Genomic DNA, 23,859 nt, shown 5'->3' with positions numbered 1-23,859 from the left:
GTCGGGCTACATCCTGACGGCGACGATTTCGTATCTTGGAATTGTCTGGACGCTGTCGGCAGCGGCAAGCGGGGAAACGCTTTTCCCGGTATGATGCTGCTCCGAGCCGATAATCGTCAGGTTGGATTGCTTCAGCATATCCGCAAGGTCTGAATATGTAGTGCGATCTTCATGCAGCGGTTCACCCCAGAGCGCTTCGACGGCCGTCTTCAGCTCCGCCACGGCAGCGGCAGGAAAATGCGCCGCGACGGCGGCCTTCTCGATGGTCGAAAGCCTTCGGCCGATTTCAGCGCTGCCGCGAGGCCCCCTCGGCTGGTCTTTTTCCGATAGCAACCTCTGGGAGAGAAGCAGGCGTCCGCCAGGCTTGAGACTACGCGCCCAACTGTCGACCACCTGCTGGCGTGCGCTGCGGTCGAAGAAATTAAGAACGCTATGCGCGACAACTGCCTGCACCGGCGCACAGTCGCAACCGCGAATGTCGGCGCGGTGGGTCTCGAGCGCAAAACCGGCGGAGCGGGCAAACAGCCTGTTCTGTTCGACCGTCGTTTCACAGCGATCGATCAGCACAAATTCGGGCTCGATGCCGACCGGCCTCGTTTGGCCCAGAACCATTGCCGCCAGGCCGGTGTCGGCCGCGCCCGACAGGAGAATCCGACAGCGTCCCTCCTGGGCCACGGCAGCCAATTCACGTCCAAAGAACCCCCCGCCGGCCGGCTTGGCACCTTTCGATTCCAGCAGGCGGATCATGCTCCACGTGCGATGGTAGGGCCTGCACCCATGGCTCGGGTCACACAGCACCTCAGCCCAATCAAACGAAAAACGGGCAAGTTGCGTGAGTGGTTCGTCGGTGTAAATCGAGATCCGTTGCCCTGCCGGTGGGCTTTCTCGCGGGCCGTTCATTGCGAATGCATCTTCCTTCGCCGGGCCATTCTTGTTCTCCAAAGCCATCTCACTGGCCATATCCAGCGGCCCGACTGAATGAATTGGTAAGATCTGGCTGAAGGCAGGAAGTCGATTCTCCCGGTGCCGGAACTGTCGATGGCCTCGAATGCAACTTTCAACGCTGCGATGATGTGGCCACGTCGTTCCTCACGGGCGGCTGCGCCATCTTTGAACTTCGGAAAAGTCGGATTGGGGTTGACCTCGAATATCACCAGTGCGCCGTCACGCAACGTGTAGTCCACGCGGCCGAACTGGATATGGCCCGTATTGCAGGCGCGAAGCAGGTCCTCTGCGTGCGGATTGTCCTTTACGAAGGCGAGTTCCTCGCGCACGAAATCCGGGTCGGTGCTGCTTGCCGATGACTTAACGTTCCAGTCGACGGACCTAAGTATGTGCTGGGACACAATCGCGTCCCCAATGCGGAATGCGCCATACTTTCGATAGTAGCCGTTCGAATCGCGATCGGCTTCAAAGGAGACGGCGATGCGCCGCTTCATCGGCTTGGCGTTGCCCTGGAGCACGGCGATCGCCTCTTCAAGTTGGCGTGGGTTTTCCAGAAGCTTGGTTTCCGGCCCCCAAAAGCCATCTTCCATCCGGATAAAAACAGGGTAACGGGTTGGTCGCTCATCCTGCTCCAGACGCGATACTTCGACCGGGTTGATTCCTCTAATACGAAGCCGGCGGAGCAGGGCGAACCGCTCCAGGACAGTCGCGGGATGGTTTAGAATTCGAGCATCAGGGTCGGCGCGCTTTGCGGCTTCGGCAATATCCGCCGCCGCCATCATTTCCATGCCATTCAGATACTCAAAATCCGTAAAAACCAAGGTACCCGCGGGAAAGTTTAGTCGGCGGAAGACTGACTGATAGGTTTCCATGCGCAAAAGCGGCAACAAGTGCCCTGCCGACGAAATCAGCCGCCGCATCGGCGTCTGATTCAACTCGTGCACCAACACTGTGATCATCGTTGCTCGCCACCCCGTCTCGACGTCGTATAGAGAAAGTGGCGAGAGTGTCTACAGGCACGCTGGTGCCGCGAAGTGGTTGGCACTTCGTATCGCGGCATCTGGGCTGCTTCGCCGGCGTCGGCACCGTCCGCTTAAGGATGTTGCTATGGCCAGCACGGATCAATTTGGGCGCAAAGCTGTCAGAAATGACGGCCTCTGTCGCGACTGCCAAAGTGATAAGTGTCAACAAGACACTCTGAAAGATCGTCCTAGCCCTCCGATCAGGACGTCGCCCGCCGCTTCCCCTCAATCCCCCTCGCCGCCTGCTCAACTGCGGCGCGGTCCGTGCCCAGTCTGTCGATCAACTCCTGCGCCTCGTCGCCCGATATGCCGGTGCGCACGGCGAGTTCCTCGACGGTCAGGACGTCGGTGCTGGCGATCTCGCGCGGCAGGGCGTCGTCAGCGGTCAGCGGCAGGGCTGCTTCGCGGTCGATTTCGGCCTCGGCCCGGTGCCAGTGGTGCTCGGGGTCGCCAGTGCCTTCGCGCTCCCAGATCTGGTAGGCGCGCTGCTGTATCTTATGATGCCTGTCGTCGTTCATAGTGGTTCCTCCCCTGGGCCTTAAGGGCGATCCGAACGATCCCAGAAATCGCGCGGTCGCAATCGTTCGCGGCGCCCTTCGCGCTGGCTACTCGCATTGCCGTCTCGGCCCGCCGGAATATGGCTGGTAGCTGTTGTCTTCCGGACGGTACGAGCGATAGCGGCTGAAGCAGGATTCGACATGGTCGCCGCTGGTGGCCGCGTAGGCGCCCGCGCCCACGACATAGCTTGCCTCCGTGGCACGCGCCTCAGGGGCTCGCGGCGCGGCGCGCTCGGCGCCGAGATAGGGCGAGACGCAGGTGCGCTGCTGTCCGCTATAGGACGTGTAGCTGTTGTCATCAGGGTTGTAGGAGCGGTAGCGGCTGACGCACCAGGCGAGATGCGGCGGCGGCAGCTCGACCGGCGCGATAGCGCCGGTGACGGCGGGATCGGGCTGCTGCTTGTCCTGCTCCGGTTCCATGACGGCGATGTCCGCAGGCGCGGGCTGCTCGGCCGGCAGACGTTCAAAGTCCTGCGCCCCCTTGTTGACCGGAAGCGCTTTCCGGGTCCACAGCTCCGCCACGCTGACGGTGGGTCTTGCCTCGCGCGGGGGCTTGGCGGCAAGCAGCCAAGTGGCAAAGGCCAGCCCGCTGCTGAACACCGCCAGGGTCAGCACGAAGCCGCCGACCAATCCGAGAACGGCTTTCATTCGACACTCCTTCTGTCCCTGCTGATAGAATGCGGGACATCAGCGCTTGTTCCAGAGATGTGAGCGCGACGGACTAAGGTCTGACCGACCTTGCGCGTCCGGATTCGTCGAGCCGGCCAGAGCGCCGCCGCCTACTCCGCCGCCTCCGCATAATCCACCGGGATATAGTTGAGGATTGGGCCGAGCCAGCGCTCGACTTCGGCGAGCGGCATGTCCTTGCGGCGCGCATAATCCTCGACCTGGTCGCGCTCGACCTTGGCGACGCCGAAATAATAGCTTTCGGGATGGGCGAGATAGATGCCGGACACCGACGAGCCCGGCCACATCGCATAGCTTTCGGTCAGGCTGACGCCGGCATTGCGCTCGCCGTCGAGCAGCCGGAACAAGGTCGCCTTCTCGGTATGATCGGGCTGCGCGGGATAGCCGGGCGCGGGGCGGATGCCGCGATAGGGCTCGCCGATCAGTTCATCCGGCGCCAGCGTCTCGTCTGATGCATAGCCCCAGAAATCCTTGCGCACCTTCTCGTGCATGCGCTCGGCAAAAGCTTCGGCGAAACGGTCGGCCAGCGCCTTGACCATGATCGAGGAATAATCGTCATTGGCGCGCTCGAAGCGCTCTGATATCGCCACCTCCTCGCTCCCGGCGGTGACGATGAAGCCGCCGATATAGTCCGGCTTGCCGCTGTCGGCCGGTGCGACGAAATCCGACAGCGCGACATTGGCCTTGCCGTCGCGCCTGGTCAGCTGCTGGCGCAGCGTGAAGAAAGTGGCAAGCTCCTGCGAGCGCGCCTCATCCGTGAACAGCCTGATGTCGTCGCCGACGGCATTGGACGGCCAGAAGCCGATGACGCCGCGCGGCGCGAACCATTTTTCCGCGATGATTTTTGTCAGCATCGCCTGCGCATCCTCGAAAATCTGGCGTGCCGCCGGTCCCTGCTTCTCGTCGTCGAGGATCTTGGGGTAACGCCCCTTCAGCTCCCAGGTCTGGACGAACGGCGTCCAGTCGATGTAGCGCGAGAGCTCAGTCAGGTCCCAGTTCTCGAACACTTTCACGCCGGTGAAGGACGGCTTCGGCGGTTCATAGGCGGACCAGTCCACCCTGTGCGCATTGGCCCTGGCCTTTGCCAGCGGCAGCCGCTGCTTGTCGGCCTCGGAGCGGGCATGCGCGTCGGCGACCTTTTTGTACTCGGCCCGCACTGTGTCGACGTAGCCGCCCTTGGTCTCGTTCGACAGCAAGGACGAGACGACGCCGACCGCCCGGCTGGCGTCATTGACATAGACCGTCTGTCCCCTGGAGTAGCGGGGATGGATCTTCACCGCCGTGTGCACGCGGCTGGTTGTCGCGCCGCCGATCAGCAGCGGAATGTCAAACCCTTCGCGCTCCATCTCCGCGGCCATGTGCACCATCTCGTCCAGCGATGGGGTGATCAGGCCGGACAGGCCGATGATGTCGACATTTTGCTCGCGAGCCGTCTGCAGGATCTTCGCCGCCGGCACCATGACGCCGAGATCGATGATCTCGTAATTGTTGCAGGCCAGAACGACGCCGACGATGTTCTTGCCGATGTCGTGGACATCGCCCTTTACAGTCGCCATCAGGATTTTGCCGGCCGTCTGGCGCTCGCCATTGTCGATGCCATTGGCGGCGTTGGCCAGTTTTTCGGCCTCCATGTGCGGCAGCAATCCGGCCACCGCCTGCTTCATCACGCGCGCCGACTTCACCACTTGCGGCAGAAACATCTTTCCAGCGCCGAACAGATCGCCGACGACATTCATGCCGGCCATCAGCGGGCCTTCGATGACATGCAGAGGCCGCTCGGCCGCAAGCCGCGCCTCTTCGGTGTCGGCGTCGATGAATTCGGTGATGCCGTTGACCAGCGCATGGGAAATCCGCTGCTCGACTGTCCAGTCGCGCCAGGCGAGATCGCGCTCCCTGGCGTCCTTGCCGGCGGTGCCCTTGAAACGCTCGGCGATCTCCAGCATGCGTTCGGTGGCGGTGCCGCCGGCCCTGGGCGCGCGGTTGAGCACGACGTCCTGGCACGCTTCGCGCAGCTCCGGCTCGATCGTGTCGTAGACGGCGAGCTGGCCGGCATTGACGATGCCCATATCCATGCCGCGCTGGATGGCGTGGTAGAGGAACACGGCGTGCATCGCCTCGCGCACGGGCTCGTTGCCGCGAAACGAGAAGGACAGGTTCGAGACGCCGCCCGAGATATGGACATGCGGCAGCGTGGCGGTGATCTCGCCGGTGGCCTCGATGAAGTCGACGCCGTAATTGTCGTGCTCCTCTATGCCGGTGGCGACCGCGAAGACGTTGGGGTCGAAGACGATGTCTTCGGGCGGGAAGCCGGCCTGTTCGGTGAGCAGCTTGTAGGCGCGGGTGCAGATCTCGACCTTGCGCGCCCTGGTGTCGGCCTGGCCGGCCTCGTCGAAGGCCATGACGACCACGGCCGCGCCGTAGGCCCGCACCAGCTTCGCGTGATGAAGGAAGGCTTCCTCGCCTTCCTTCATCGAGATGGAGTTGACCAGCGGCTTGCCCTGCACACATTTCAGCCCGGCCTCGATGATCTCCCATTTCGAGGAGTCGACCATCACCGGGACACGGGCGATATCAGGCTCGGCGGCGATCAAATTGAGATACTCGACCATCGCCTTTTTCGAATCGATCAGGCCTTCGTCCATGTTGATGTCGATGATCTGGGCGCCATTGGCGACCTGGTCGCGCGCCACGTCGAGCGCGGGGACATAGTCGCCCGCCGTGATCAGTTTTCGGAACTTGGCCGAGCCGGTGACATTGGTGCGCTCGCCGACATTGACGAAGGGGATCTCGTCGGTCAGCGTGAACGGCTCCAACCCGGACAGGCGCATCTTGCGCTCGATCTCGGGAATTGCGCGCGGCGGATACTTTTTGACAGCCTCGGCAATCGCCCGGATGTGCTCCGGCGTCGAGCCGCAGCAGCCGCCGACGACATTGACCAGCCCTTCGCGCGCGAAATCCTCGATCTGCGCGGCCATGAAGTCCGGGCTCTCGTCGTATCTGCCGAATTCATTGGGCAGGCCGGCATTCGGATAGGCGCAGACGAAGGTGTCGGCGACGCCTGAAATTTCGGCCAGATGCGCGCGCATGGCGTTGGCGCCGAGTGCGCAGTTGAGGCCGATGGTGAACGGGTTGGCATGGCGCACCGAATGCCAGAAGGCGGTCGGCGTCTGGCCCGACAGCGTGCGGCCGGAGAGATCGGTGATGGTGCCGGAAATCATCACCGGCAGGCGCACGCCCTTTTCGAGAAAAATCTCGTTGCAGGCGAAGATCGCCGCCTTGGCGTTCAGCGTGTCGAAGATGGTTTCAATGAGAATGATGTCGGCGCCGCCGTCGATCAGGCCGCGCAGCTGCTCGCCATAGGCCAGGCGCAATTCATCGAAGGTCACGGCGCGATAGCCGGGATTGTTGACGTCGGGCGACATCGAGGCGGTGCGGTTGGTCGGCCCGACCGCGCCGGCGACGAAACGGCGTTTGCCGTCCTCCTGCTGTGCTCTCACCGCTGCCCGACGCACCAGCCGCGCACCGTCGCGGTTCAGCGCGTAGACGGCATCCTCCATGCCGTAATCGGCCTGGGCGATCGAGGTCGAGGAGAAGGTGTTGGTCTCGAGGATATCGGCGCCAGAGATGGCGTATTGATAATGTATTTCCTCGATCGCCTTCGGCTGCGTCAGGATCAAGAGGTCGTTGTTGCCCTGCTGGTGGCAGGCGCAGCCCGCGAAAGCCTCGCCGCGGAAATGCTCTTCGTCGAAGCCGAGACCCTGGATCTGCGTGCCCATGGCGCCGTCGAGGATGAGGATGCGCTCGCGTGCCGCTGCCGTCAGCGCCGCAAGCACTTCGGACCCATCGGGCTTTGCCGCGACGGGGCCGAACAATGCGTCCAGCGATGCAGAATTCTGCGACATTTTTTATCCTTGAGGCGACAACCATCACATAAGGATATCTTTATGTCAACATACGGAATGCAGGCGAACGCGTAGTGGCGAGAGTTTGGTGCGATGGTCATCCCGATCGACAATGTGACGGCGGCGGTCATCGTCGCCGCTGCGCCGTGCCTACACCACCACGTCCCGATATACCCTCACCTCGCCATCCTGGCCGCGGATGCGCCAATCCTGCCCGTCCCGTCCCTCGACATGGCATAGCCCGAGCGGCACCTTGCCGCCGCCTTCCGGCAGGTCCAGCACATAGACCGGATTGCAGATGCCCGACAGGCGGGCGCGCAGCGCGCCGGCCAGCGCCTGTCCCTGCGCAATCGTGGTGCGCCTGTGCGCCATGCCGCGCGCGAGGTCGCCGTGGTGCAGGTAATAGGGTTTGACGCCGAGCCGGTACATCAGTTCGCGGCAGAGTTCCTCCAGCACCTCGACCGTGTCGTTGACGCCCTTGAGCAGGACACTCTGGTTGAGCAGCACGAAGCCTGCCTGGCGCATGACGCGGCAGGCCAATTCGGTGGCCGGCGTGATCTCCCGCGCATGGTTGAAATGGGTGACGATTGTGACCATCAGCCGGCCCTGCAAGGCGCCAACCAGCCCCGGCGTGATGCGCGCGGGCAGTACGACAGGCACGCGCGTGTGGATACGCAGCAGCCTGACATGCGCGATCGTCTCGATGCGGGCGCGGATTTCAGCCAGCGCCTTGTCCGGCAGCGAAAGCGGATCGCCGCCGGTCAGGATCACTTCGCGGATTTCGGTATGGCCTTCGATATAGGCAAAAGCCTCTTCGAGCGCTTCTCGCGTATAGCCGCGGCCAATCGAGGTCAGGGATTCCTTGCGGAAGCAGAAGCGGCAATAGACCGCGCATTGGTAGGTCGCAAACAACAGCACGCGGTCGGCGTGGCGGTGCGTCAGTCGCGGCACCGGACTGAAGGCATGGTCGGCGATCGGATCGTCGAGCTCGCCTTCCGTTTCCGTCAGCTCATCCGGCGATGGAATGACCTGGGCGCGGATCGGATCGGCGGGATCGTTCCAGTCGATCAGGTCGAGATAGGTTTTGGGGGCACGCACCTTGTGGCGTACGACCGCCTCCTGCGCCGCCGCGCGCTCGGCGGGTGACAGCGGCAGGGAGGCGAGATCGCGGACGTGGCGCACGCCCGCGCGGATGTCGTTTTGCCAGGCGGTGTCGGCATCGCGTCCTTCGTCGGCGATGGCCGCGTCATCGAAAGTTGAGTCTGGGGTCATTGGGGCCTCGGGGCAATTCTGGCGGTGCTATCGGCCGGATGGACGGTTCGGTCAACAGCAGTGGCTCGGCGCGGATTGTCGCTGCGCTGCGATCCTTCGCATCCCCCGACTATCGCCGTAATCGACCAGCGCAGCAATTTCAGGCAATCTCACCGATAAGGCGCTCCAAGGGGAGATGGGCGCCGCCTAGGGAGGATCGCCATGAGCAAAATGCCGCGTTATGAGGATGCCGTTCAGCGCTTTCGCATCGAAGATGAGATCGCGCGGTTGTATGGCAACCCTGGAACCGGCATCAATGCCTATGTCGAATGCTGCGGCCGCTACACCGGAGAAGACCGGCTGGCGCTGCGCGCGATCTCGGCCGGCGGCGAGCTTCGCGAATTCATCTTCGACGATCTCGCCGACATGTCGGGGCGCGCCGCCAATGTGCTCAAGGCCGCCGGCGTCGGTGCCGGCGATGTCGTCGCCGGCATGCTGCCGCGCGTCCCCGAACTGGTGGCGCTGATCCTCGGGACGTGGCGCATCGGCGCGGTCTACCAGCCGCTGTTCACCGCCTTCGGTCCGAAAGCCATCGAGCACGGCCTCGGCTATAGCGGCGCCAGGATCGTGGTGACCAACCCGGCCGATCGCGGTAAGCTCGACGAGGTCGAGACATCAGCGCAAATCGCCACCATTCTTGGCAATGGCGATGTGCTGCCTGCAGGCGACATCGATTTCCGCGCCGCGCTTGCCGCCGCCTCGCCCGACTGCCAGCCGGTGATGCGCAAGGGCGACGACTTGTTCATGATGATGTCGACGTCGGGAACGACCGGCCTGCCCAAGGGCGTGCCGGTGCCGCTCCGCGCCCTGCTCGCCTTCGGCGCCTATATGCGTGACGCGATCGGCTTGCTGCCCGACGACATCTTCTGGAACATCGCCGACCCCGGCTGGGCCTACGGCCTCTATTACGCCATCACCGGCCCGTTGCAGCTCGGCATCGCCACGACCTTCCATGAAGGCGCCTTCAACGCCAAGAGCACTTACGACATCATCGAGCGGCTCGGCGTCACCAGCCTTGCCGGCTCGCCGACCGCCTATCGCCTGCTGATGGCGGAAGGCGCGGAAGCTGCGGCCCGCGTCAAAGGCAGACTGCGCGTGGTGAGCAGCGCCGGCGAGCCGCTCAACCCGGAAGTCATCCGCTGGTTCGACGCAAATCTCGCCGCGCCCATTCACGACCATTACGGCCAGACCGAGAACGGCATGATGGTCAACAACCATCATGGGCTCTCGCATGTCGTTCGCGCGGGCTCGGCCGGCTTCGCCATGCCCGGATATCGCATGGTGGTACTGGACGAGGCCGGCAACGAGCTCGGCCCCAACCAGCCCGGCATCCTCGCCGTCGACATCGCGAAGTCGCCGCTGCGCTGGTTCGACGGCTATCACCAAGCCGAGACGCCGGCGATCAGGGGCGGCTACTACCGCACGGGCGACACGGTGGAGTACGAGCCGGACGGTTCGGTCTCCTTCATCGGCCGCGCCGACGATGTCATCACTTCGGCCGGCTATCGCATCGGCCCGTTCGACTTCGAAAGCGCGCTGATCGAGCATCCGGCGGTCAACGAGGCGGCCGTGGTCGGCGTACCCGATCCGCAGCGCACAGAGATCGTCAAGGCCTTCGTCGTGCTGGTGCCGGCTTACAAGGGCAACCCCGACCTCGCCGAAGAGCTTGCCCAGCACGTCAAGAAACGGCTGTCGGCGCACGCCTACCCGCGCGAGGTCGAGTTCATCACCGAACTGCCGAAGACCCCGAGCGGCAAGATCCAGCGCTTCCTGCTGAGGAAGGCGGAGGTGGAGAAGCGCAAGGCGTGACTAGGCGCCAATCTCCCCCCTCGAGGGGGAGATGTCGCCGAAGGCGACAGAGGGGGTCGTTGCGCGTGAAGCGCTAACGTCGTCTCGCGCTGCAAAAGGAGTCAGCGCTTCACGCGCGGCGACCCCCTCTGGCCTGCCGGCCATCTCCCCATCAAGGGGAGAGATCTGCAGCTCCAACGCCGTCTTTTTTCAGCCCAATGTTGTCATGTATCCTTGGAATCGAACGTAGAGCAGGGTTTATATCATGCGGTGGGTCTGGACGTTTCTGTTTGCGCTGGTGAGCAGCGTGGCTTTCGCGGCCTCGCCGGAGGACGACTATGTCGCCGCGCGTGACAAGGCGATGGCTGATATCGCGGCGCTGAACAGCGCGAACGCGGCAATCGAGACCATCGACGCTGAGAACGAGAAGGCCTTGGCCGACCTCCAGCAGCGTCTTGCCGGCATTATCGGGCCGCTGGCGGTCAAGGACTTTCCGCCAACCGGCACAATCAATATCGAAAGCCTCAGCGACTCCGATATCGGCTATGGCATGCTCGATGGGCTGCGATACACCAAGGGCGACGACGGCCCCAGCCTAGTGGCAACGACGCGAGGGCTGCTGGAGCGCTGGCTCCAGTCCAGGACCGCCGAGACCGACGAGAGTTTCAAACTGCCCGCCGGCATCGATGAGGCGCTTAAGCTCGATGCCTTCTACACCCAGGCGATCAACAGCGACGCCGCCTTCGAGGGAACACTCGACTTTCCATTGAAGAAGCCCGAAGGCGCCGACATCGCCTTCGCACGGCTCGGCGGCTGGACGCAGGACGTCGGGCCGATCTACGAGCAGGAAGTCATCGTTACGCTCGTCAAAGGCAACAGCGTGAGAATTGTCGCAGCGCCGGCAGCCCCTGCCGTTCCGAAGTTCGCCGCCTGCGACGCCGTGTGGGCTGCTGCGGACGCCGCCGCGCAGAAATTCCAGGAGGCCTACCAGGCATCGGACCTGAAGGACGAAAAAGCGTTCGAGTCCTCCAACGCCGCCTGGGACAAGGGCGACAGCGACTACCGGGCCTGCATGGCGCAGCGCCTGCCGGCTGACCCGGCTTTCCCGGCGCTGCTCGCCCAGGCGCAGGCGCTGGCCGATCAAATGGCTGGGAAGTAAGCCTCCCGCAAGGGCCCGCGCGGCAAGATCAGGCGGCTTGTTGCAATCTGAGGCGAATATGACTTCGCCGCTGGGTTGCAGAACTCTGCAACCTGGCGTCCTACTTTCGGACAGTCATTCAGATTTCGGCTGGACCCTGGCAACCAAAAGCTTACCGTTTGTTCTCGGATTCGTCTCGAAGCTCAAATTTAAGCTTTAGCTACTATGGTCGACCGAAGGACTACTGTCCTGGAAAGGTCTTCGGATCGAGTTGGCAGGCGCAATGCTCAATTCCGGCCGGTTTAAACGGGCCGTTTTTTCTTCCGCCAACTTGCCGGCGGCGATTGCCTTTGTCGTGCTTCTCGTCTGCGCCCTGGTTGCCGACCAGAGGAACAGAGAGGTCTCCGATCAGCTGGCGCGCGCCGACGTCCTGGCCAAGGTCAACATCATACGTGCCAAGCTCGAAGGCAACATAGGCGGCAATCTCCAGCTGGTTCAGGGTCTCGTTTCGACAATCGTTACCGAGCCCTATATGGGCCAGCAAAGATTTGCGGCACTCGCCCGCAATCTGTTCGAGCAAAAATCGCAGTTGCGCGATATTGCCGGTGCGCCCGACCTCGTCATCGCGCTGATATATCCGCTGGAAGGCAATGAAAAAGCCATCGGGCTGGACTACCGCAAGAGCGATACGCAACGCATGGCCGCGCTTCGCGCCCGTGACCAGCGCGCGCTGGTGCTCGCCGGGCCGGTCAAACTGGCGCAAGGCGGACGTGGCTTCATCGGCCGTATCCCGGTCTTCGTGCCGACGGCGGGCGGCGGCGACCGTTTCTGGGGTATCGTCTCGGCCGTGATCGATGTCGATCGGCTCTACGCTGCCAGCGGACTGACCGACCCTGATCTGGATATCGATGTGGCGCTTATCGGCAAGGATGCGCTCGGCGGCGGCGGGGAACTGTTCTTCGGCGGCGATAATGTCGTGTCCGGCAATCCGGTGATGGCAGAGGTGCAATTGCCTTCAGGCTCCTGGCAAATTTCAGCCATACCGAAGGGCGGCTGGCCGACCGCTCCGAAAAATGAGTGGCTGTTGCGTCTGCTCATGGCGCTTGCCGGCGCGCTGGTGGTGCTGCCGATCCTCGTGGCAGGACGTCTTTTCGGTGAGCGGCAGAAAAGTGACGCCGAGTTGAGGCGCCTGTCCCGGCGGCTGGAGCTGGCGTTGGAAGCCTCTGCTATAGGCGTGTGGGAGCACGATACCGTCAGCAACGAACTCGTATGGGACGACCGCATCAACGAGATCTATGGCAAACCCGGCGGCGGCAAGACCCGTAGCTATGACGACTGGGCGCTGGCGATCCATCCCCAAGACTTCGAACGGGCTAAAGCAGATTTCGATTCGGCTGTTGCAACACAAGGCCCCTACTCTTCGCAGTATCGGCTCCTGCGGCCGGACGGCACCATTCGCCATGTGCGCACCCGCGCCAGTTTCTTCCGGGACATCGACGGCACGCCAAAAATGATCGGCGCCGAATGGGATGTGACAGGCGACGTGCTGCTCAACGAGAATCTCGTGCGTGAACGTCGCCTTTCAGAATCGAAAAATGCCGAACTGAACCTGGCCAAAGCCCGCATCGAGCATGTCGCGATGCATGATTCGCTGACCGGTCTGCCCAACCGTCGGTATCTGGACGAGATGCTTGCCGAAAACCGCGAAGCCGACGGCCGCGCGGCGTTGCTGCATCTCGACCTTGACCGGTTCAAGCAGATCAACGACACGCTCGGCCATGCAGCGGGCGATGCATTGCTGGTGCATGCTTCGAAAGTCATCAAGGCCAGCGTCGGCAGTGCCGATTTCGTTGCGCGCATCGGCGGCGACGAGTTTGTCGTGCTGAGCCATGGCCGCGACGACAAGGAACTCGCCGCGCTGGCCGACCACATTATCGATGCGATGCGCCAGCCGGTCGACTATCTGGGTCACCAGTGCCGGTTCGGCGTCAGCATCGGCATTGCGGCCAATAGCGGCGTCGATGCAAGGCAGTTGCTTGTCAATGCCGATCTGGCGCTGTACCGGGCGAAAGGCCGCGGCCGCAACCGCTACGAGTTTTTCAACGAAGAGCTGCAGAGCGAGATCGTGCGGACCAAGCAGACCGCCGACGAGATTCTGGGCGGGCTCGAGCGGAACGAATTCATCGTCTACTATCAGCCGCAGTTCGACGCCAAGACGCTGGAGATCGTTGGCGTCGAGGCGCTGTCGCGTTGGGATCATCCGCAACGCGGCATGCTGACTCCCGACGCCTACATCAAGGTGGCTGAAGAACTCAATGTCGTGTCGCTTATCGACCGCACCGTCCTGGAGCAGGCGCTCGATAATTTCGAGCGTTGGTCGCGCAGCCACCTCAACATCCCGCGCGTCTCGGTCAACGTTTCCGCCAGGCGCCTGGAAGACAGGGATCTGATCAAGGGTTTGCGCAAGCTTCCCATCAAGGAAGGGACCGTGTCGTTCGAACTGGTGGAGTCGATTTTCCTCGACGAAAACGACGAGCTGGTCAGCTGGAACATCGAACACATCAAGGGGCTCGGCATCGACATCGAGATCGACGATTTCGGCACCGGGCATGCCTCGATCGTCTCGCTGTTGAAGTTGCGGCCGCGTCGCCTCAAGATCGACCGCCAGCTGGTCACCCCCATCTCCAGCTCAATCGCACAGCGGCAGCTTGTGTCGTCCATTATCGACATCGGCAAGTCGCTCGGGATCGAAGTGATCGCCGAGGGTGTCGAGACGATGGAGCACGCGCGCATTCTGAAAGAGCTTGGCTGCGATATCCTGCAAGGCTTCCTTTTCGGCTACCCGATGGACGCAAAAGCCTTCAAGACGTTCGCTCAGTCCCGCAAATGGCTGGCGGCGAGCTGACGGACCCGGGGCTTTGTTTGATGCAGAAGCGGACGCAGGAACTGCGTCAGCTGCGCAGGCCCGGCGCTTCCTGCCCGGTCCTCTCCACATATTCGGTGTAGCCACCGCCATAGGTGTGGATGCCTTCGGGTGTCAATTCCAGCACGCGGTTGGAGAGTGCGGCCAGGAAATGGCGGTCGTGCGAGACGAACAGCATCGTGCCTTCGTATTGCGACAGCGCTGTGATCAGCATCTCCTTGGTGGCGATGTCCAAATGGTTGGTCGGCTCGTCCAGCACCAGCAGATTGGGCGGGTCGAACAGCATCAGCGCCATTACCAGGCGCGCCTTTTCGCCGCCCGACAGCACCCGGCATTTCTTCTCGATCTCGTCGCCGGAAAAGCCGAAGCAGCCGGCGAGTGCCCTGAGCGGCGCCTGGCCGGCTTGCGGAAACGCGTCCTCCAGCGTCTGGAACACGGTGCGCTCGCCCTCCAGCACCTCCATGGCGTGCTGGGCGAAATAGCCCATTTTCACACTCGGCCCCCGAGCAACTGTGCCGGCATCCGGGTCAGACGCGCCGGCAACCAGCTTCAGCAGCGTCGACTTGCCGGCGCCGTTGACGCCCATGATGCACCAGCGCTCGCGGCGGCGGACCTGGAAATCCAGCCCCTCATAGATCGAGCGACTGCCATATCCCTTGTGCACGTTCTTCAGCGTCACGACATCCTCGCCGCAGCGCGGCGCCGGCTGAAAATCGAAATTCACGATCTGACGGCGCTTGGGCGGCTCGACACGATCGATCTTGTCGAGCTTCTTCACCCGGCTCTGCACCTGGGCGGCGTGTGACGCCCGCGCCTTGAAGCGCTCGATAAAAGCGATCTCCTTGGCCAGCATGGCCTGCTGGCGCTCGAACTGCGCCTGCTGCTGCTTGTCGGCGATCGCCCGCTGCTGCTGGTAGAATTCGTAATTGCCGGAATAGGCGGTGAGCGAACCGGCGTCGATCTCGACCACCTTGTTGACGATGCGGTTCATGAACTCGCGGTCGTGCGAGGTCATCAGCAGCGCGCCCTCATAACCCTTCAGGAACTGCTCCAGCCAGATCAGGCTTTCGAGATCGAGATGGTTGGACGGCTCGTCGAGCAGCATGACGTCGGGCCGCATCAACAGGATGCGGGCCAGCGCCACGCGCATCTTCCAGCCGCCGGACAGTTTGCCGACATCGCCGTCCATCATTTCCTGGGAAAAGCCGAGGCCGTCGAGCACTTCGCGGGCGCGGCCATCGAGCGCATAGCCGTCGAGCTCCTCGAAACGATGCTGCGCCTCGCCGTACTTCTCGATGATCTCGTCCATCCGGTCGGCCTGCTCGGGATCGGCCATGGCCGCCTCGAGTTCGGCCATTTCGGCCGCCACGTCGCTGACCGGCCCGGCGCCGTTCATCACTTCGGCCACAGCACTATGGCCCGCCATGTCGCCGACATCCTGGCTGAAATAGCCGATGGTGACGCCGCGATCGACCTGCACCTGGCCTTCGTCGGGCTGTTCCTGGCCGGTGATCATGCGAAACAGCGTCGTCTTGCCGGCGCCGTTCGGGCCGACAAGGCCGACCTTCTCGCCCTTCTGTAGCGAGGCCGAGGCCTCGATGAAGACAAGCTGGCGGCCGTTCTGTTTGCTGATGCTTTCAAGACGGATCATGCGATTTCCGAAGGAATTGGAGGTTGGGAGGATTTCCCCGGGGGCCATACGCGATGGCGGCGGCCATAGGAAGAGGCCCCCAGCGCCGCAGAGGATTGATCGGGAGAGCGGTTCGAAGCCATCGCGATCATACCGAAGAAGATTAAATCTTCGAGCGCCGGCGGCCTGACGAACAGCAAAAAGCCGGCCCGCGCTTTCGCGGACCGGCTCTTTTAAACGGACCGTTCAGAACCTGTAATTCAGGCCGACAAGCACCTGCTGCACGGTGAGTTTCGTCGAGACGACGTCAGCCTGGCCAACGGTCCCCGGCGCTTGGGTATAACTGACGTCGTGCTTGCCGAAATCCATGTAATTGTATTCGCCGAACACCGACCATTTGCTGGCGAATTTCCACTCAGCGCCGACACCGACCGTCCAGCCCAGCCGGTCGTATTTATCGCTTTCCGACAGGAATGTGGCGCCATGGACCGCGCTATCCACGCGAGCCCAGGCGCCACCGGCCTTGACGTAACCCAGCACGGCCGGATCGAAGAGATAGCCTGCCCTGCCGGTGATGGTGCCAAGGCTATTGATCGTGTCTTCCAGGTCAAAGGCCGGGAAAGCGGTCACAACGTGGCGGCTCTTTATGTCACCGAAGTCGAACATGCCCTGGACGCCGAACACCCAACGATCCATCTGGTAGTCGCAACCAAGCTGTGCACCACCAATGAAACCGCTGCCACTGCCGGATCCATAATCATTGTCCAGCGAAATCGGAGTGCCGACCTTGCCAACCTGCCTCTGATCGATGTCGGACCAGCCGCCACCGAGATTGCCGCCGACATAGCAGCCCGTCCAAGATCCGACCGGTGCGTCGGCCATCGGGATCATCGGGTCGGCCGCCCAAGCGGATGAGCCGGCAAAGGCGAACACCGCAAAGGACGCAAGCAGCAGAGTTTTCATGCGAATGCCCCCCAGGCAGCAAACTCGTTTTCTGGGCCTAATATAGGCTGAATTGCCCGCTTTACGTGTATCAAATACGCCACAGACCGTGGAATTGCTTCCCTAGCGCCACGGGAAGAGACCAGAAGCGCCGCAGACGGCGCCTTCTGAGCGCAGAACAGCCCACTGCGCCTTTGCGTAACGGGCTGCTTTGAAACTGGCTTTGAGCCTAGTCTTTGGTATCCACCTCGATCGACGGCACCTGCTGGGCGGCGAGCGAGGCGAGCTTGCCCCGTCTGACGAGTGTCGGCTTCTCATAGGATCGTTTCATAAATTCCCCTCTCTTACACAAGCGGAGACTGTTCCGCCGAACTCGCCATGTCAATAAGCAGCGGTAGTGAGGTGCTTTGGCGGTGTCCGACGAATTGTCACTTCGCGTCGTGGAAAATGATTCCCACCGTATGCCGCCGTCCCGAGCGCAGGCGGCTGACGCCGTGCCTGAGGTTGACGCGGTAATGGCCTTTCGTGCCTTGCACCGGGCGGTTGTGGACAGCAAAGATCACCGCATCGCCCCGGGTCAGCGGCACCACTTCGGCACGGCTTTGCATGCGCGGGCGCTGCTCGGTCAGCACGAATTCGCCGCCGGCGAAATCCTCGCCCGGCTGCGACAACAGGATTGCGACCTGCAGCGGAAAAGCGAGGTCGCCATAGAGGTCCTGATGGAGGCAGTTAAAGTCGCCGGGGCCATATTGCAGGAGAAGCGGCGTCGGCCGCGTTTGGCCGCTTTCGTGGCAAAGCTGGAGGAAGGCGGCGTGGTCATCGGGATAGCGCTGTGCCACGCCCATGCGTTCGTTCCAGTCGTTGGCGACGCCGGCCAGCCTCGGATAGAGCGCGGTGCGCAGGCCACCGACCAGATCCGGCAGCGGATAGCGGAAATAGCGGTACTCGCCCTTGCCGAAGCCATGGCGGGCCATCACCACATGGCTGCGGAAATGGTCCTCATGCGGATAGAGACCGGCGATCTCGGCGCACTCCTCGGGTGAAAGCAGCGCCGGCATGACGGTGCTGCCGTGGCTGTTCAGTTCGCCGATCAGAGCACTCCAGTCCTGCGCTGCGACGCGCGCTTCGGCCGAATGGGCTGCGCGTTTGGTGCTTATCGAATGGATGGTCATGGATGCCTCCTTTGCTTGCGGTCAAAGTGGGGCGAACGAGGCGCCTGGGCCACCCGATTCCTGCGACGAACATTGTCATCTGCTGCCGGCAGCGATTAACTGTGTACATGCATCTTTCGATCGAACCGCTAAATGGCGTCAAAGGGCTTCCTCTCGGATCGTCTAAGGCGACTGTCAGATCCTTCTTTTCAGGAGAGCTCAAGGTCTTCCGGCGGAGCCCAACCAGCGTTCCGGCCGACTATTGGCCGGACCTTGGAGTATTCGCCTATTACAAGGCCGATGGCGCACTCGAAGCGCTAGAATTCACCTCGCCTGCGATCTTGGAACTGGGTGGCGCGTCGCTGTTTCCGATTTCCATGGAGGTTGCGCTGAGGTTCTTGAGACAAACCGACCCCAATGTGAAGGTCGAGATCGATAGCGCGATTTCGAATGCTCTCGGCATCAGCATCTGGACAGCCATAGGAAAAGAAGCGGACTCCCAGGTGGAAACACTTTTGCTGTTTGGAGCCGGCTACTACGGCTGATCCTTCTGGGCGATATCCACTGCAGATCGACTGCGTATCGATCGCATCAGACCGGATCGGCACCCTTGCGGCGATACGCCTCCAACTCAGGGTCCAGATCGACCCTCACCGCATTCGTGAACACGCAGGTCGCCACCATGATGCCGGCGAAGGCGACGAGGTTGACCAGCAGTGTGTCGTCGTAGCCAGCCTTGAGTGCCGCCCAGACATCGTCGGGAACGGCGTTGGGATCGGCAGCGACTGCCTTGCCGAATTCGATCAGCAAAGCTTCGTCGGCGCTGGGCTCGATCGCCTCGGGATCAAGACCGCTGTCGATCAGCGCGCGGCGGAAGAAGGTAAGCGGTATCTCGGCGCGGCATCTCTCGGAGATCGCCAGCGACAACAGCCAGACAGCGCGGTCGTCGAGTGCGGGCTTGAGCAGATCGCGCAGGGTGAACCATTCGGCATAGATGCGGTGGGCCGCCGGTGAATGCAGCAGGATGCGCTTCATGTTGGTCATGCGTCCGCGCAGGCCAAGCTCCCTGTCGTGCTCGGCGCGGATGTCATGCGATGCCGAGGCGTAGTCGATCGGCGGGATCATGGCCATGGGACGGTCCTTGGTTGGTGGCAGCGAGGCATTCTGCGAAGCCCTCACCCAAGCGTCGTATGCAATTGCGGCGCGGCGCGCAGCGTGTTGGACACCGTGCAGATCGCTTCGGCGTCCTCGACGATCCGCTGCTTGGTCGCAGCGTCGAGATCGCCTGAGATGTCGAGCCTGATGTTGAGCCTTTCGACGCGCGACGGCTCGTCCTTGGCCTTCTCGCCGCTGACCTCGGCGCGCACCTCGCCAAGCGCGGCGGCAACCCCGAGGCGGGAGGCGGCGATGCGCGCGCTCAGCACCATGCAGGCGGCGAGCGAGGCGTAGAGCAGGTCGAGCGGATTGAAGCCCGGCGCGCTGACGCCGGTGACGACATCGACTGCACCGCCGGTCGGAGTGGTGATGGAAGGCAAGCCGCCGGGCTGCAGCGTCGCCGTCGCGCCGGTGACGCGGGTTCTGACCTTCAACTCAGCCATCGCAAAAACCTTTCAGCCGGCAGCCCGGCAAAGATCAGGGGCACTGTGGCGCGCACACGAGTGCGATTTGCACACGCGTTGCGGTGCCGAACAACATGCATGTGATTAGACACTACCGGCAAACAGGTGCCTACTGCATTGTCCACGGGGATGCGGATAACCGAGGAGAGGCCCATGATTGCGCTCAATGTAAACGGCGAGGATCGCAGTGTCGACGTGCCGGACGATATGCCATTGCTGTGGGTGCTGCGCGATGTCATCGGCCTGACCGGCACGAAGTTCGGTTGCGGCATCGCCCAGTGCGGCGCCTGCACGGTGCAGCTTGACGGGCAACCGGTGCGATCCTGCGTGTTGCCGGTCGCGTCGGTTGGGTCGCGCCATGTCACCACCGTCGAGGCGATCGATGCGACGCCATCGGGCAAGAAAGTGCAACAGGCATGGCTCGACCTTGAAGTCATCCAGTGCGGCTATTGCCAGTCCGGCCAGATCATGTCGGCCTCGGCGCTGCTGGAGCGCAACCCCGACCCGAGCGACAGCGATATCGACGCCGCCATGTCCGGCAATATCTGCAGGTGCGGCACCTACACGCGAATAAGAGCGGCAATAAAACAGGCCGCGAAGGCCTGAGGGAGATAGCCAGCCATGAGCAAGCCGTCCTCCTCCCCCACCCAAAAATTCACCTCGCGCCGTGCCTTCCTGCAGGGCAGCGGCCTTCTGCTCGGCTTCACCATGCTGGGCGCCGGCACCAGGCCCGGTTTTGCCGCCGCCGAACCCGTCGAGGGCGACGTCACCGCCGCCTTTTCACCCGATGCTTTTATCCGCGTCGACAGCGACGGCAAGATCACTTTCATCCTGCCCAACATCGAAATGGGCCAAGGCACGCACACCGGCGAAGCGACGTTGATTGCCGAGGAACTGGAAGTCGGCCTGGACCAGGTGAAGGTCGTCGACGCGCCGCCCAACGACAAGCTGTACGCCACCGCTGCGCTTGGCGGCCAGGCAACGGGCGGCTCGACCTCGATGCGGGCAACCTGGGAATCGCTGCGCAAGGCAGGCGCCGTTGCCCGCACGATGCTGGTTGCGGCAGCAGCCGCGCAATGGGCGGTTCCGATTTCGGAATGCAGCGCCAAGCTTGGCGTGGTCACGCATCTGCCGACAGGCCGGCAGCTGGCCTATGGCGCGCTCGCCGACGCGGCCGGCAAGCAACCGGTGCCGAGCGACGTCAAGCTCAAGGACCCCAAGGATTTCCAGCTAATCGGCAAGTCGCTGCGCCGGGTCGACACGGCGGGCAAGGTCAATGGCGCAGTGGTCTACGGCATCGATGTGCGCGTGCCCGGCATGAAGGTGGCGACGGTCGCCGCCTGTCCGGTGATCGGCGGCAAGCTCGGCGATGTGGACGAGACGGCGGCACGCGCCGTCCCAGGCGTGCGCGATATCGTCAGGCTGGACAATGCGGTCGCCGTGATCGGCGATCATTTCTGGGCGGCCAAGAAAGGCCTCGAGGCCCTCACCATCACCTGGGACGAAGGCGCCAACGCCAGGCTTTCAAGCGCCGATATGATGAACACGCTGAAGGCTGCGTCCAAAAACAAGACACCGATCATGGCGCGCCAGGAAGGCGACGTCGCCGGCGCGCTGAAAGCCGCCGTCAAGACGGTCGAGGCGAGCTATGAGCTGCCGTTCCTGGCCCATGCGCCGATGGAGCCGGTCAACTGCGTCGTGCATGTGCGCGCCGATGAATGCGAGATCTGGCTCGGCACCCAGGTGCCCACCCAGGCGCAAGGCTGGGCGGCACAGGTCACGGGCTTTCCGCTCGACAAGATCATCGTGCACAATCACCTGATCGGCGGCGGCTTCGGCCGCCGGCTTGTCGCTGAATATGTCGGCCAGGCGGTGGCGATCGCCAAACAGGTGAGCTACCCGGTCAAAGTTATCTGGACGCGTGAAGAAGACATCCAGCACGATCTCTACCGGCCGACCTACTACGACCGGATATCAGCCGGTCTCGGCGCCGACGGCTTGCCGACCGTGTGGATCGACCATGTCGCCGGCGGTTCGGTGTTGGGTAATTACATCCCCGGCGGCTGGCCTCAGGACAAGCTTGACGACGATGCCGTCGAGGGCGCCGCCAAACCGCCCTATGATCTGCCGGTCATCCAGGTCGACTGGGTGCGCGAGGACCCGCCGGTGCCGATCACCTGGTGGCGCGGCGTCGGACCGACGCACAATGTCTTCGTGGTCGAAAGTTTCATGGACGAACTCGCCCATTCGGTGGGCAGGGATCCGGTAGAGTATCGCCGGGCGCTGACAAAGAACCAGCCGCGGGCCGCAGGCGTGCTCAAGCTTGCGGCCGAAAAGTCGGGATGGGGCTCGCCGCTTCCGGCCGGCAGCGGCCGCGGCATTTCCCTGCACGATGCCTTCGGCAGCTTCATGGCCGCGGTGCTGGAGATCTCGGTTTCAGCGGCCGGCGAGATTACGCTGCAGCGCGCGGTGGTGGCCGTCGATTGCGGCATCGCCATCAACCCAAACACGGTCGAAGCCCAGATCGAAGGCGGGTTGATCTTCGGCCTGTCGGCGGCGCTCTACAGCGGCATCACTTTCAGCAATGGCCGCGTCGACCAGAGTAATTTTCACGACTACCGCATCCTCCGCAACAATGAGGCGCCGAAGATTGAGGTCTATCACGTCAAGAGCCTGGAATCGCCCGGCGGCATCGGCGAGACGGCAACGGTTTCGGCCGGGCCTGCCCTTGCCAACGCGATCTTTGCCGCGACGGGAAAACGCCTGCGCAGCCTGCCCATCGACCGCAACCAGCTGAAGAGCGACGGCGCCGACAAGACCAGCGTGTCGATGGTGCCGCCGCCCTCAGCACCCTTGCTGGCGGTGCTGGCGAACAGCAGGGAGCGCCCGGAGACCGGCATCGAAACCGAAGCCGAAGCGCTGTGAGGGCCAGGCCATGAGAAGCTTGATCCGCATCCTCCTCGCTGTCGTGGTCGTCATCGCCGCCGGCGTTGCGATCTTCCTGTTCAAACCGGCGTCGCTGCCGGACGTCTCCGTGGCGGCGGCGAAACTGCCGACCGGTCAGGCGCTGATCGATCGCGGCGAATATCTGACGCGCGCCGCCGATTGCGTCGCCTGCCACACAACCGGAGGCGGCCAGCCCTATGCCGGCGGCGTTGCCTTCAAGCTGCCGTTCGGCACCGTCTATTCCCCAAACATCACCGCCGACAAGGAAACCGGCATCGGCGACTGGAGCGACGCGGAGTTCGTGCGTGCCTTGCATCAGGGCATCGACAAGCAAGGCCGCAATCTCTATCCGGCCTTTTCCTATGCCTCCTATGCCAGGATGACCACGGAAGATGCGCTGGCGATCAAGGCCTATCTGTTCAGCCTGCCGCCGGTGCACGCCGAGGCGCCGAAGAACGATCTGAGTTTTCCGTTCAACCAGCGTTATGTCCTGCGGTTCTGGAACCTGTTGTTCGTTCCCGACGGTCCGTTACCACAAGACGAAAAGCAGAGCGCGGAATGGAACCGCGGCGCCTATCTCACCGAAGCGATGGCGCATTGCGGCGAATGCCACACGCCCCGCAACCTGTTCTATGGGCTCGACAACAGCAAGAAATTCGCCGGCGCCGAACTGCAGGGCTGGAAGGCCTACAACATCAGTTCGGACAAGACGACCGGCATCGGCAGCTGGAGCGAGGAGCAGCTGTCCAACTATCTCTCCAAGGGTCATGCGGAAGGGCGTGGTGCGGCCACCGGCAACATGGGCGAAGCCGTCGACTACAGCCTGCGCCATTTGACGCCGGAAGACATCAAGGCGATCGTCACTTACGAAAAAACCGTTCCGCCGCAAGTCAGCAGCGACAAGGCGATCGTCGAAGTCGAGCCGCCGGCAACACTGACGACGTCCATCGCCTACGCTCCGTCTGCCGATTCAGTGGCGCAAGGCGGGCTCGGCCTGAAGCTGTTCCAGGGCGCCTGTGCCAGCTGTCACGGATGGAACGGCGAAGGGCTGCAGACACCTTATGCGGCGCTGCGCGGCAGCCGCACGGTCAATGACCCCGATGGCACAAACCTCATCCAGGTCATCCTGAAGGGCGCGCATATGACGACGCCGCTCGGCAAGCAGGCGATGCCGGCTTTCGCCAATGCCTATTCGAATGTCGAGATCGCGGCGCTCGGCAACTATGTGCTGGCGCATTTCGGCGGCAAGCAATCCGCCATCACACCGGCCGACGTGGCCAAAGCGCGGGCGCAGTGAA

The 23,859-nt window shown here is 63.0% G+C and carries 18 protein-coding genes; 7 read left to right on the top strand and 11 right to left on the bottom strand.

Features of this window, described 5'->3' with window-relative positions; all coding sequences use genetic code 11:
* Window positions 1-6: 6 nt before the first annotated feature.
* The 6 genes from ACYG97_RS03580 to ACYG97_RS03555 all read right to left on the bottom strand — a co-directional run bounded on the left by ACYG97_RS03580 (window position 7) and on the right by ACYG97_RS03555 (window position 8,385).
* On the bottom strand, window positions 7-948 hold the full coding sequence (locus ACYG97_RS03580) for a class I SAM-dependent methyltransferase (RefSeq protein ID WP_198029702.1): 942 nt from the start codon (window positions 946-948) through the stop codon (window positions 7-9).
* Window positions 897-1,904: a hypothetical protein gene (locus tag ACYG97_RS03575; protein WP_023733938.1), complete on the bottom strand. Its 1,008-nt coding sequence runs from the start codon at window positions 1,902-1,904 to the stop codon at window positions 897-899. Before ACYG97_RS03575 ends, ACYG97_RS03580 begins: the two co-directional genes overlap by 52 nt.
* A 263-nt stretch (window positions 1,905-2,167) precedes the next feature.
* The gene (locus ACYG97_RS03570; RefSeq protein WP_023733937.1) at window positions 2,168-2,485 is read right to left on the bottom strand and encodes a DUF2934 domain-containing protein; all 318 of its coding nucleotides are present in this window, start codon (window positions 2,483-2,485) and stop codon (window positions 2,168-2,170) included.
* Between the two features lie 87 nt (window positions 2,486-2,572).
* Window positions 2,573-3,172, bottom strand: a complete 600-nt coding sequence (locus ACYG97_RS03565) for a BA14K family protein (protein ID WP_023733936.1) — start codon at window positions 3,170-3,172, stop codon at window positions 2,573-2,575.
* Between the two features lie 131 nt (window positions 3,173-3,303).
* A complete protein-coding gene (gene metH / locus ACYG97_RS03560; protein ID WP_023733935.1) occupies window positions 3,304-7,113 on the bottom strand; it encodes a methionine synthase in 3,810 nt (1,269 codons plus the stop codon).
* A gap of 150 nt (window positions 7,114-7,263) precedes the next feature.
* Window positions 7,264-8,385: a KamA family radical SAM protein gene (locus ACYG97_RS03555; protein WP_031262237.1), complete on the bottom strand. Its 1,122-nt coding sequence runs from the start codon at window positions 8,383-8,385 to the stop codon at window positions 7,264-7,266.
* Between the two features lie 201 nt (window positions 8,386-8,586).
* Here ACYG97_RS03555 and ACYG97_RS03550 point away from each other — a divergent pair, with 201 nt between their 5' ends.
* The 3 genes from ACYG97_RS03550 (at window position 8,587) to ACYG97_RS03540 (ending at window position 14,255) form a co-directional block, all read left to right on the top strand.
* Complete coding sequence (locus tag ACYG97_RS03550) at window positions 8,587-10,233, top strand: acyl-CoA synthetase (protein WP_023733933.1); 1,647 nt, start codon at window positions 8,587-8,589, stop codon at window positions 10,231-10,233.
* Window positions 10,234-10,477: 244 nt separating this feature from the next.
* Complete coding sequence (locus ACYG97_RS03545) at window positions 10,478-11,371, top strand: hypothetical protein (protein ID WP_023733931.1); 894 nt, start codon at window positions 10,478-10,480, stop codon at window positions 11,369-11,371.
* 262 nt (window positions 11,372-11,633) lie between these two features.
* Window positions 11,634-14,255, top strand: a complete 2,622-nt coding sequence (locus ACYG97_RS03540; protein ID WP_023733930.1) for a bifunctional diguanylate cyclase/phosphodiesterase — start codon at window positions 11,634-11,636, stop codon at window positions 14,253-14,255.
* A 46-nt stretch (window positions 14,256-14,301) separates the two neighbouring features.
* On the opposite strand, the gene ACYG97_RS03535 is transcribed toward ACYG97_RS03540, so the two are convergent.
* From ACYG97_RS03535 to ACYG97_RS03525, 3 genes are all read right to left on the bottom strand, one after another.
* Entirely contained in the window at window positions 14,302-15,924 is a 1,623-nt protein-coding gene (locus tag ACYG97_RS03535; protein ID WP_023733929.1) for an ABC-F family ATP-binding cassette domain-containing protein, read from the bottom strand.
* Between the two features lie 225 nt (window positions 15,925-16,149).
* The gene (locus ACYG97_RS03530) at window positions 16,150-16,866 is read right to left on the bottom strand and encodes an outer membrane protein (RefSeq protein ID WP_023733928.1); all 717 of its coding nucleotides are present in this window, start codon (window positions 16,864-16,866) and stop codon (window positions 16,150-16,152) included.
* Window positions 16,867-17,273: 407 nt separating this feature from the next.
* Window positions 17,274-18,017 carry a 2OG-Fe(II) oxygenase gene (locus ACYG97_RS03525; RefSeq protein ID WP_023733926.1) on the bottom strand — a complete coding sequence of 248 codons (744 nt, stop codon included), beginning with the start codon at window positions 18,015-18,017 and terminating at the stop codon, window positions 17,274-17,276.
* A gap of 11 nt (window positions 18,018-18,028) precedes the next feature.
* On the opposite strand from ACYG97_RS03525, the gene ACYG97_RS03520 reads away from it, so the two are divergent.
* Window positions 18,029-18,541 carry a hypothetical protein gene (locus ACYG97_RS03520; protein WP_156937197.1) on the top strand — a complete coding sequence of 171 codons (513 nt, stop codon included), beginning with the start codon at window positions 18,029-18,031 and terminating at the stop codon, window positions 18,539-18,541.
* Window positions 18,542-18,587: 46 nt separating this feature from the next.
* Here ACYG97_RS03520 and ACYG97_RS03515 read toward each other — a convergent pair whose 3' ends face one another.
* Window positions 18,588-19,127, bottom strand: a complete 540-nt coding sequence (locus ACYG97_RS03515; RefSeq protein WP_023733925.1) for a carboxymuconolactone decarboxylase family protein — start codon at window positions 19,125-19,127, stop codon at window positions 18,588-18,590.
* 44 nt (window positions 19,128-19,171) lie between these two features.
* Window positions 19,172-19,594 carry an OsmC family protein gene (locus tag ACYG97_RS03510; protein WP_023670326.1) on the bottom strand — a complete coding sequence of 141 codons (423 nt, stop codon included), beginning with the start codon at window positions 19,592-19,594 and terminating at the stop codon, window positions 19,172-19,174.
* A gap of 174 nt (window positions 19,595-19,768) precedes the next feature.
* Here ACYG97_RS03510 and ACYG97_RS03505 point away from each other — a divergent pair, with 174 nt between their 5' ends.
* Genes ACYG97_RS03505 through ACYG97_RS03495 form a run of 3 tightly spaced genes read left to right on the top strand, consistent with a single transcriptional unit; the run spans window position 19,769 to window position 23,858 of the window.
* Window positions 19,769-20,221 carry a (2Fe-2S)-binding protein gene (locus ACYG97_RS03505; RefSeq protein WP_031197152.1) on the top strand — a complete coding sequence of 151 codons (453 nt, stop codon included), beginning with the start codon at window positions 19,769-19,771 and terminating at the stop codon, window positions 20,219-20,221.
* A 15-nt stretch (window positions 20,222-20,236) separates the two neighbouring features.
* Window positions 20,237-22,540: a xanthine dehydrogenase family protein molybdopterin-binding subunit gene (locus ACYG97_RS03500; protein WP_023733924.1), complete on the top strand. Its 2,304-nt coding sequence runs from the start codon at window positions 20,237-20,239 to the stop codon at window positions 22,538-22,540.
* A gap of 10 nt (window positions 22,541-22,550) precedes the next feature.
* Entirely contained in the window at window positions 22,551-23,858 is a 1,308-nt protein-coding gene (locus ACYG97_RS03495; RefSeq protein ID WP_023733923.1) for a cytochrome c, read from the top strand.
* Window position 23,859: the final 1 nt, after the last annotated feature.

Source organism: Mesorhizobium sp. W067, assembly GCF_054719525.1.
This window is presented reverse-complemented; position numbering and strand designations above follow the sequence as displayed.

What these genes read in the sequence shown, in the direction of transcription:
- ACYG97_RS03580 (WP_198029702.1), bottom strand. Translation starts at nt 948, where the DNA reads ATGGCTTTGGAGAACAAGAATGGCCCGGCGAAGGAAGATGCATTCGCA.
- ACYG97_RS03575 (WP_023733938.1), bottom strand. Translation starts at nt 1,904, where the DNA reads ATGATCACAGTGTTGGTGCACGAGTTGAATCAGACGCCGATGCGGCGG.
- ACYG97_RS03570 (WP_023733937.1), bottom strand. Translation starts at nt 2,485, where the DNA reads ATGAACGACGACAGGCATCATAAGATACAGCAGCGCGCCTACCAGATC.
- ACYG97_RS03565 (WP_023733936.1), bottom strand. Translation starts at nt 3,172, where the DNA reads ATGAAAGCCGTTCTCGGATTGGTCGGCGGCTTCGTGCTGACCCTGGCG.
- metH (WP_023733935.1), bottom strand. Translation starts at nt 7,113, where the DNA reads ATGTCGCAGAATTCTGCATCGCTGGACGCATTGTTCGGCCCCGTCGCG.
- ACYG97_RS03555 (WP_031262237.1), bottom strand. Translation starts at nt 8,385, where the DNA reads ATGACCCCAGACTCAACTTTCGATGACGCGGCCATCGCCGACGAAGGA.
- ACYG97_RS03550 (WP_023733933.1), top strand. Translation starts at nt 8,587, where the DNA reads ATGAGCAAAATGCCGCGTTATGAGGATGCCGTTCAGCGCTTTCGCATC.
- ACYG97_RS03545 (WP_023733931.1), top strand. Translation starts at nt 10,478, where the DNA reads ATGCGGTGGGTCTGGACGTTTCTGTTTGCGCTGGTGAGCAGCGTGGCT.
- ACYG97_RS03540 (WP_023733930.1), top strand. Translation starts at nt 11,634, where the DNA reads ATGCTCAATTCCGGCCGGTTTAAACGGGCCGTTTTTTCTTCCGCCAAC.
- ACYG97_RS03535 (WP_023733929.1), bottom strand. Translation starts at nt 15,924, where the DNA reads ATGATCCGTCTTGAAAGCATCAGCAAACAGAACGGCCGCCAGCTTGTC.
- ACYG97_RS03530 (WP_023733928.1), bottom strand. Translation starts at nt 16,866, where the DNA reads ATGAAAACTCTGCTGCTTGCGTCCTTTGCGGTGTTCGCCTTTGCCGGC.
- ACYG97_RS03525 (WP_023733926.1), bottom strand. Translation starts at nt 18,017, where the DNA reads ATGACCATCCATTCGATAAGCACCAAACGCGCAGCCCATTCGGCCGAA.
- ACYG97_RS03515 (WP_023733925.1), bottom strand. Translation starts at nt 19,127, where the DNA reads ATGGCCATGATCCCGCCGATCGACTACGCCTCGGCATCGCATGACATC.
- ACYG97_RS03510 (WP_023670326.1), bottom strand. Translation starts at nt 19,594, where the DNA reads ATGGCTGAGTTGAAGGTCAGAACCCGCGTCACCGGCGCGACGGCGACG.
- ACYG97_RS03505 (WP_031197152.1), top strand. Translation starts at nt 19,769, where the DNA reads ATGATTGCGCTCAATGTAAACGGCGAGGATCGCAGTGTCGACGTGCCG.
- ACYG97_RS03500 (WP_023733924.1), top strand. Translation starts at nt 20,237, where the DNA reads ATGAGCAAGCCGTCCTCCTCCCCCACCCAAAAATTCACCTCGCGCCGT.
- ACYG97_RS03495 (WP_023733923.1), top strand. Translation starts at nt 22,551, where the DNA reads ATGAGAAGCTTGATCCGCATCCTCCTCGCTGTCGTGGTCGTCATCGCC.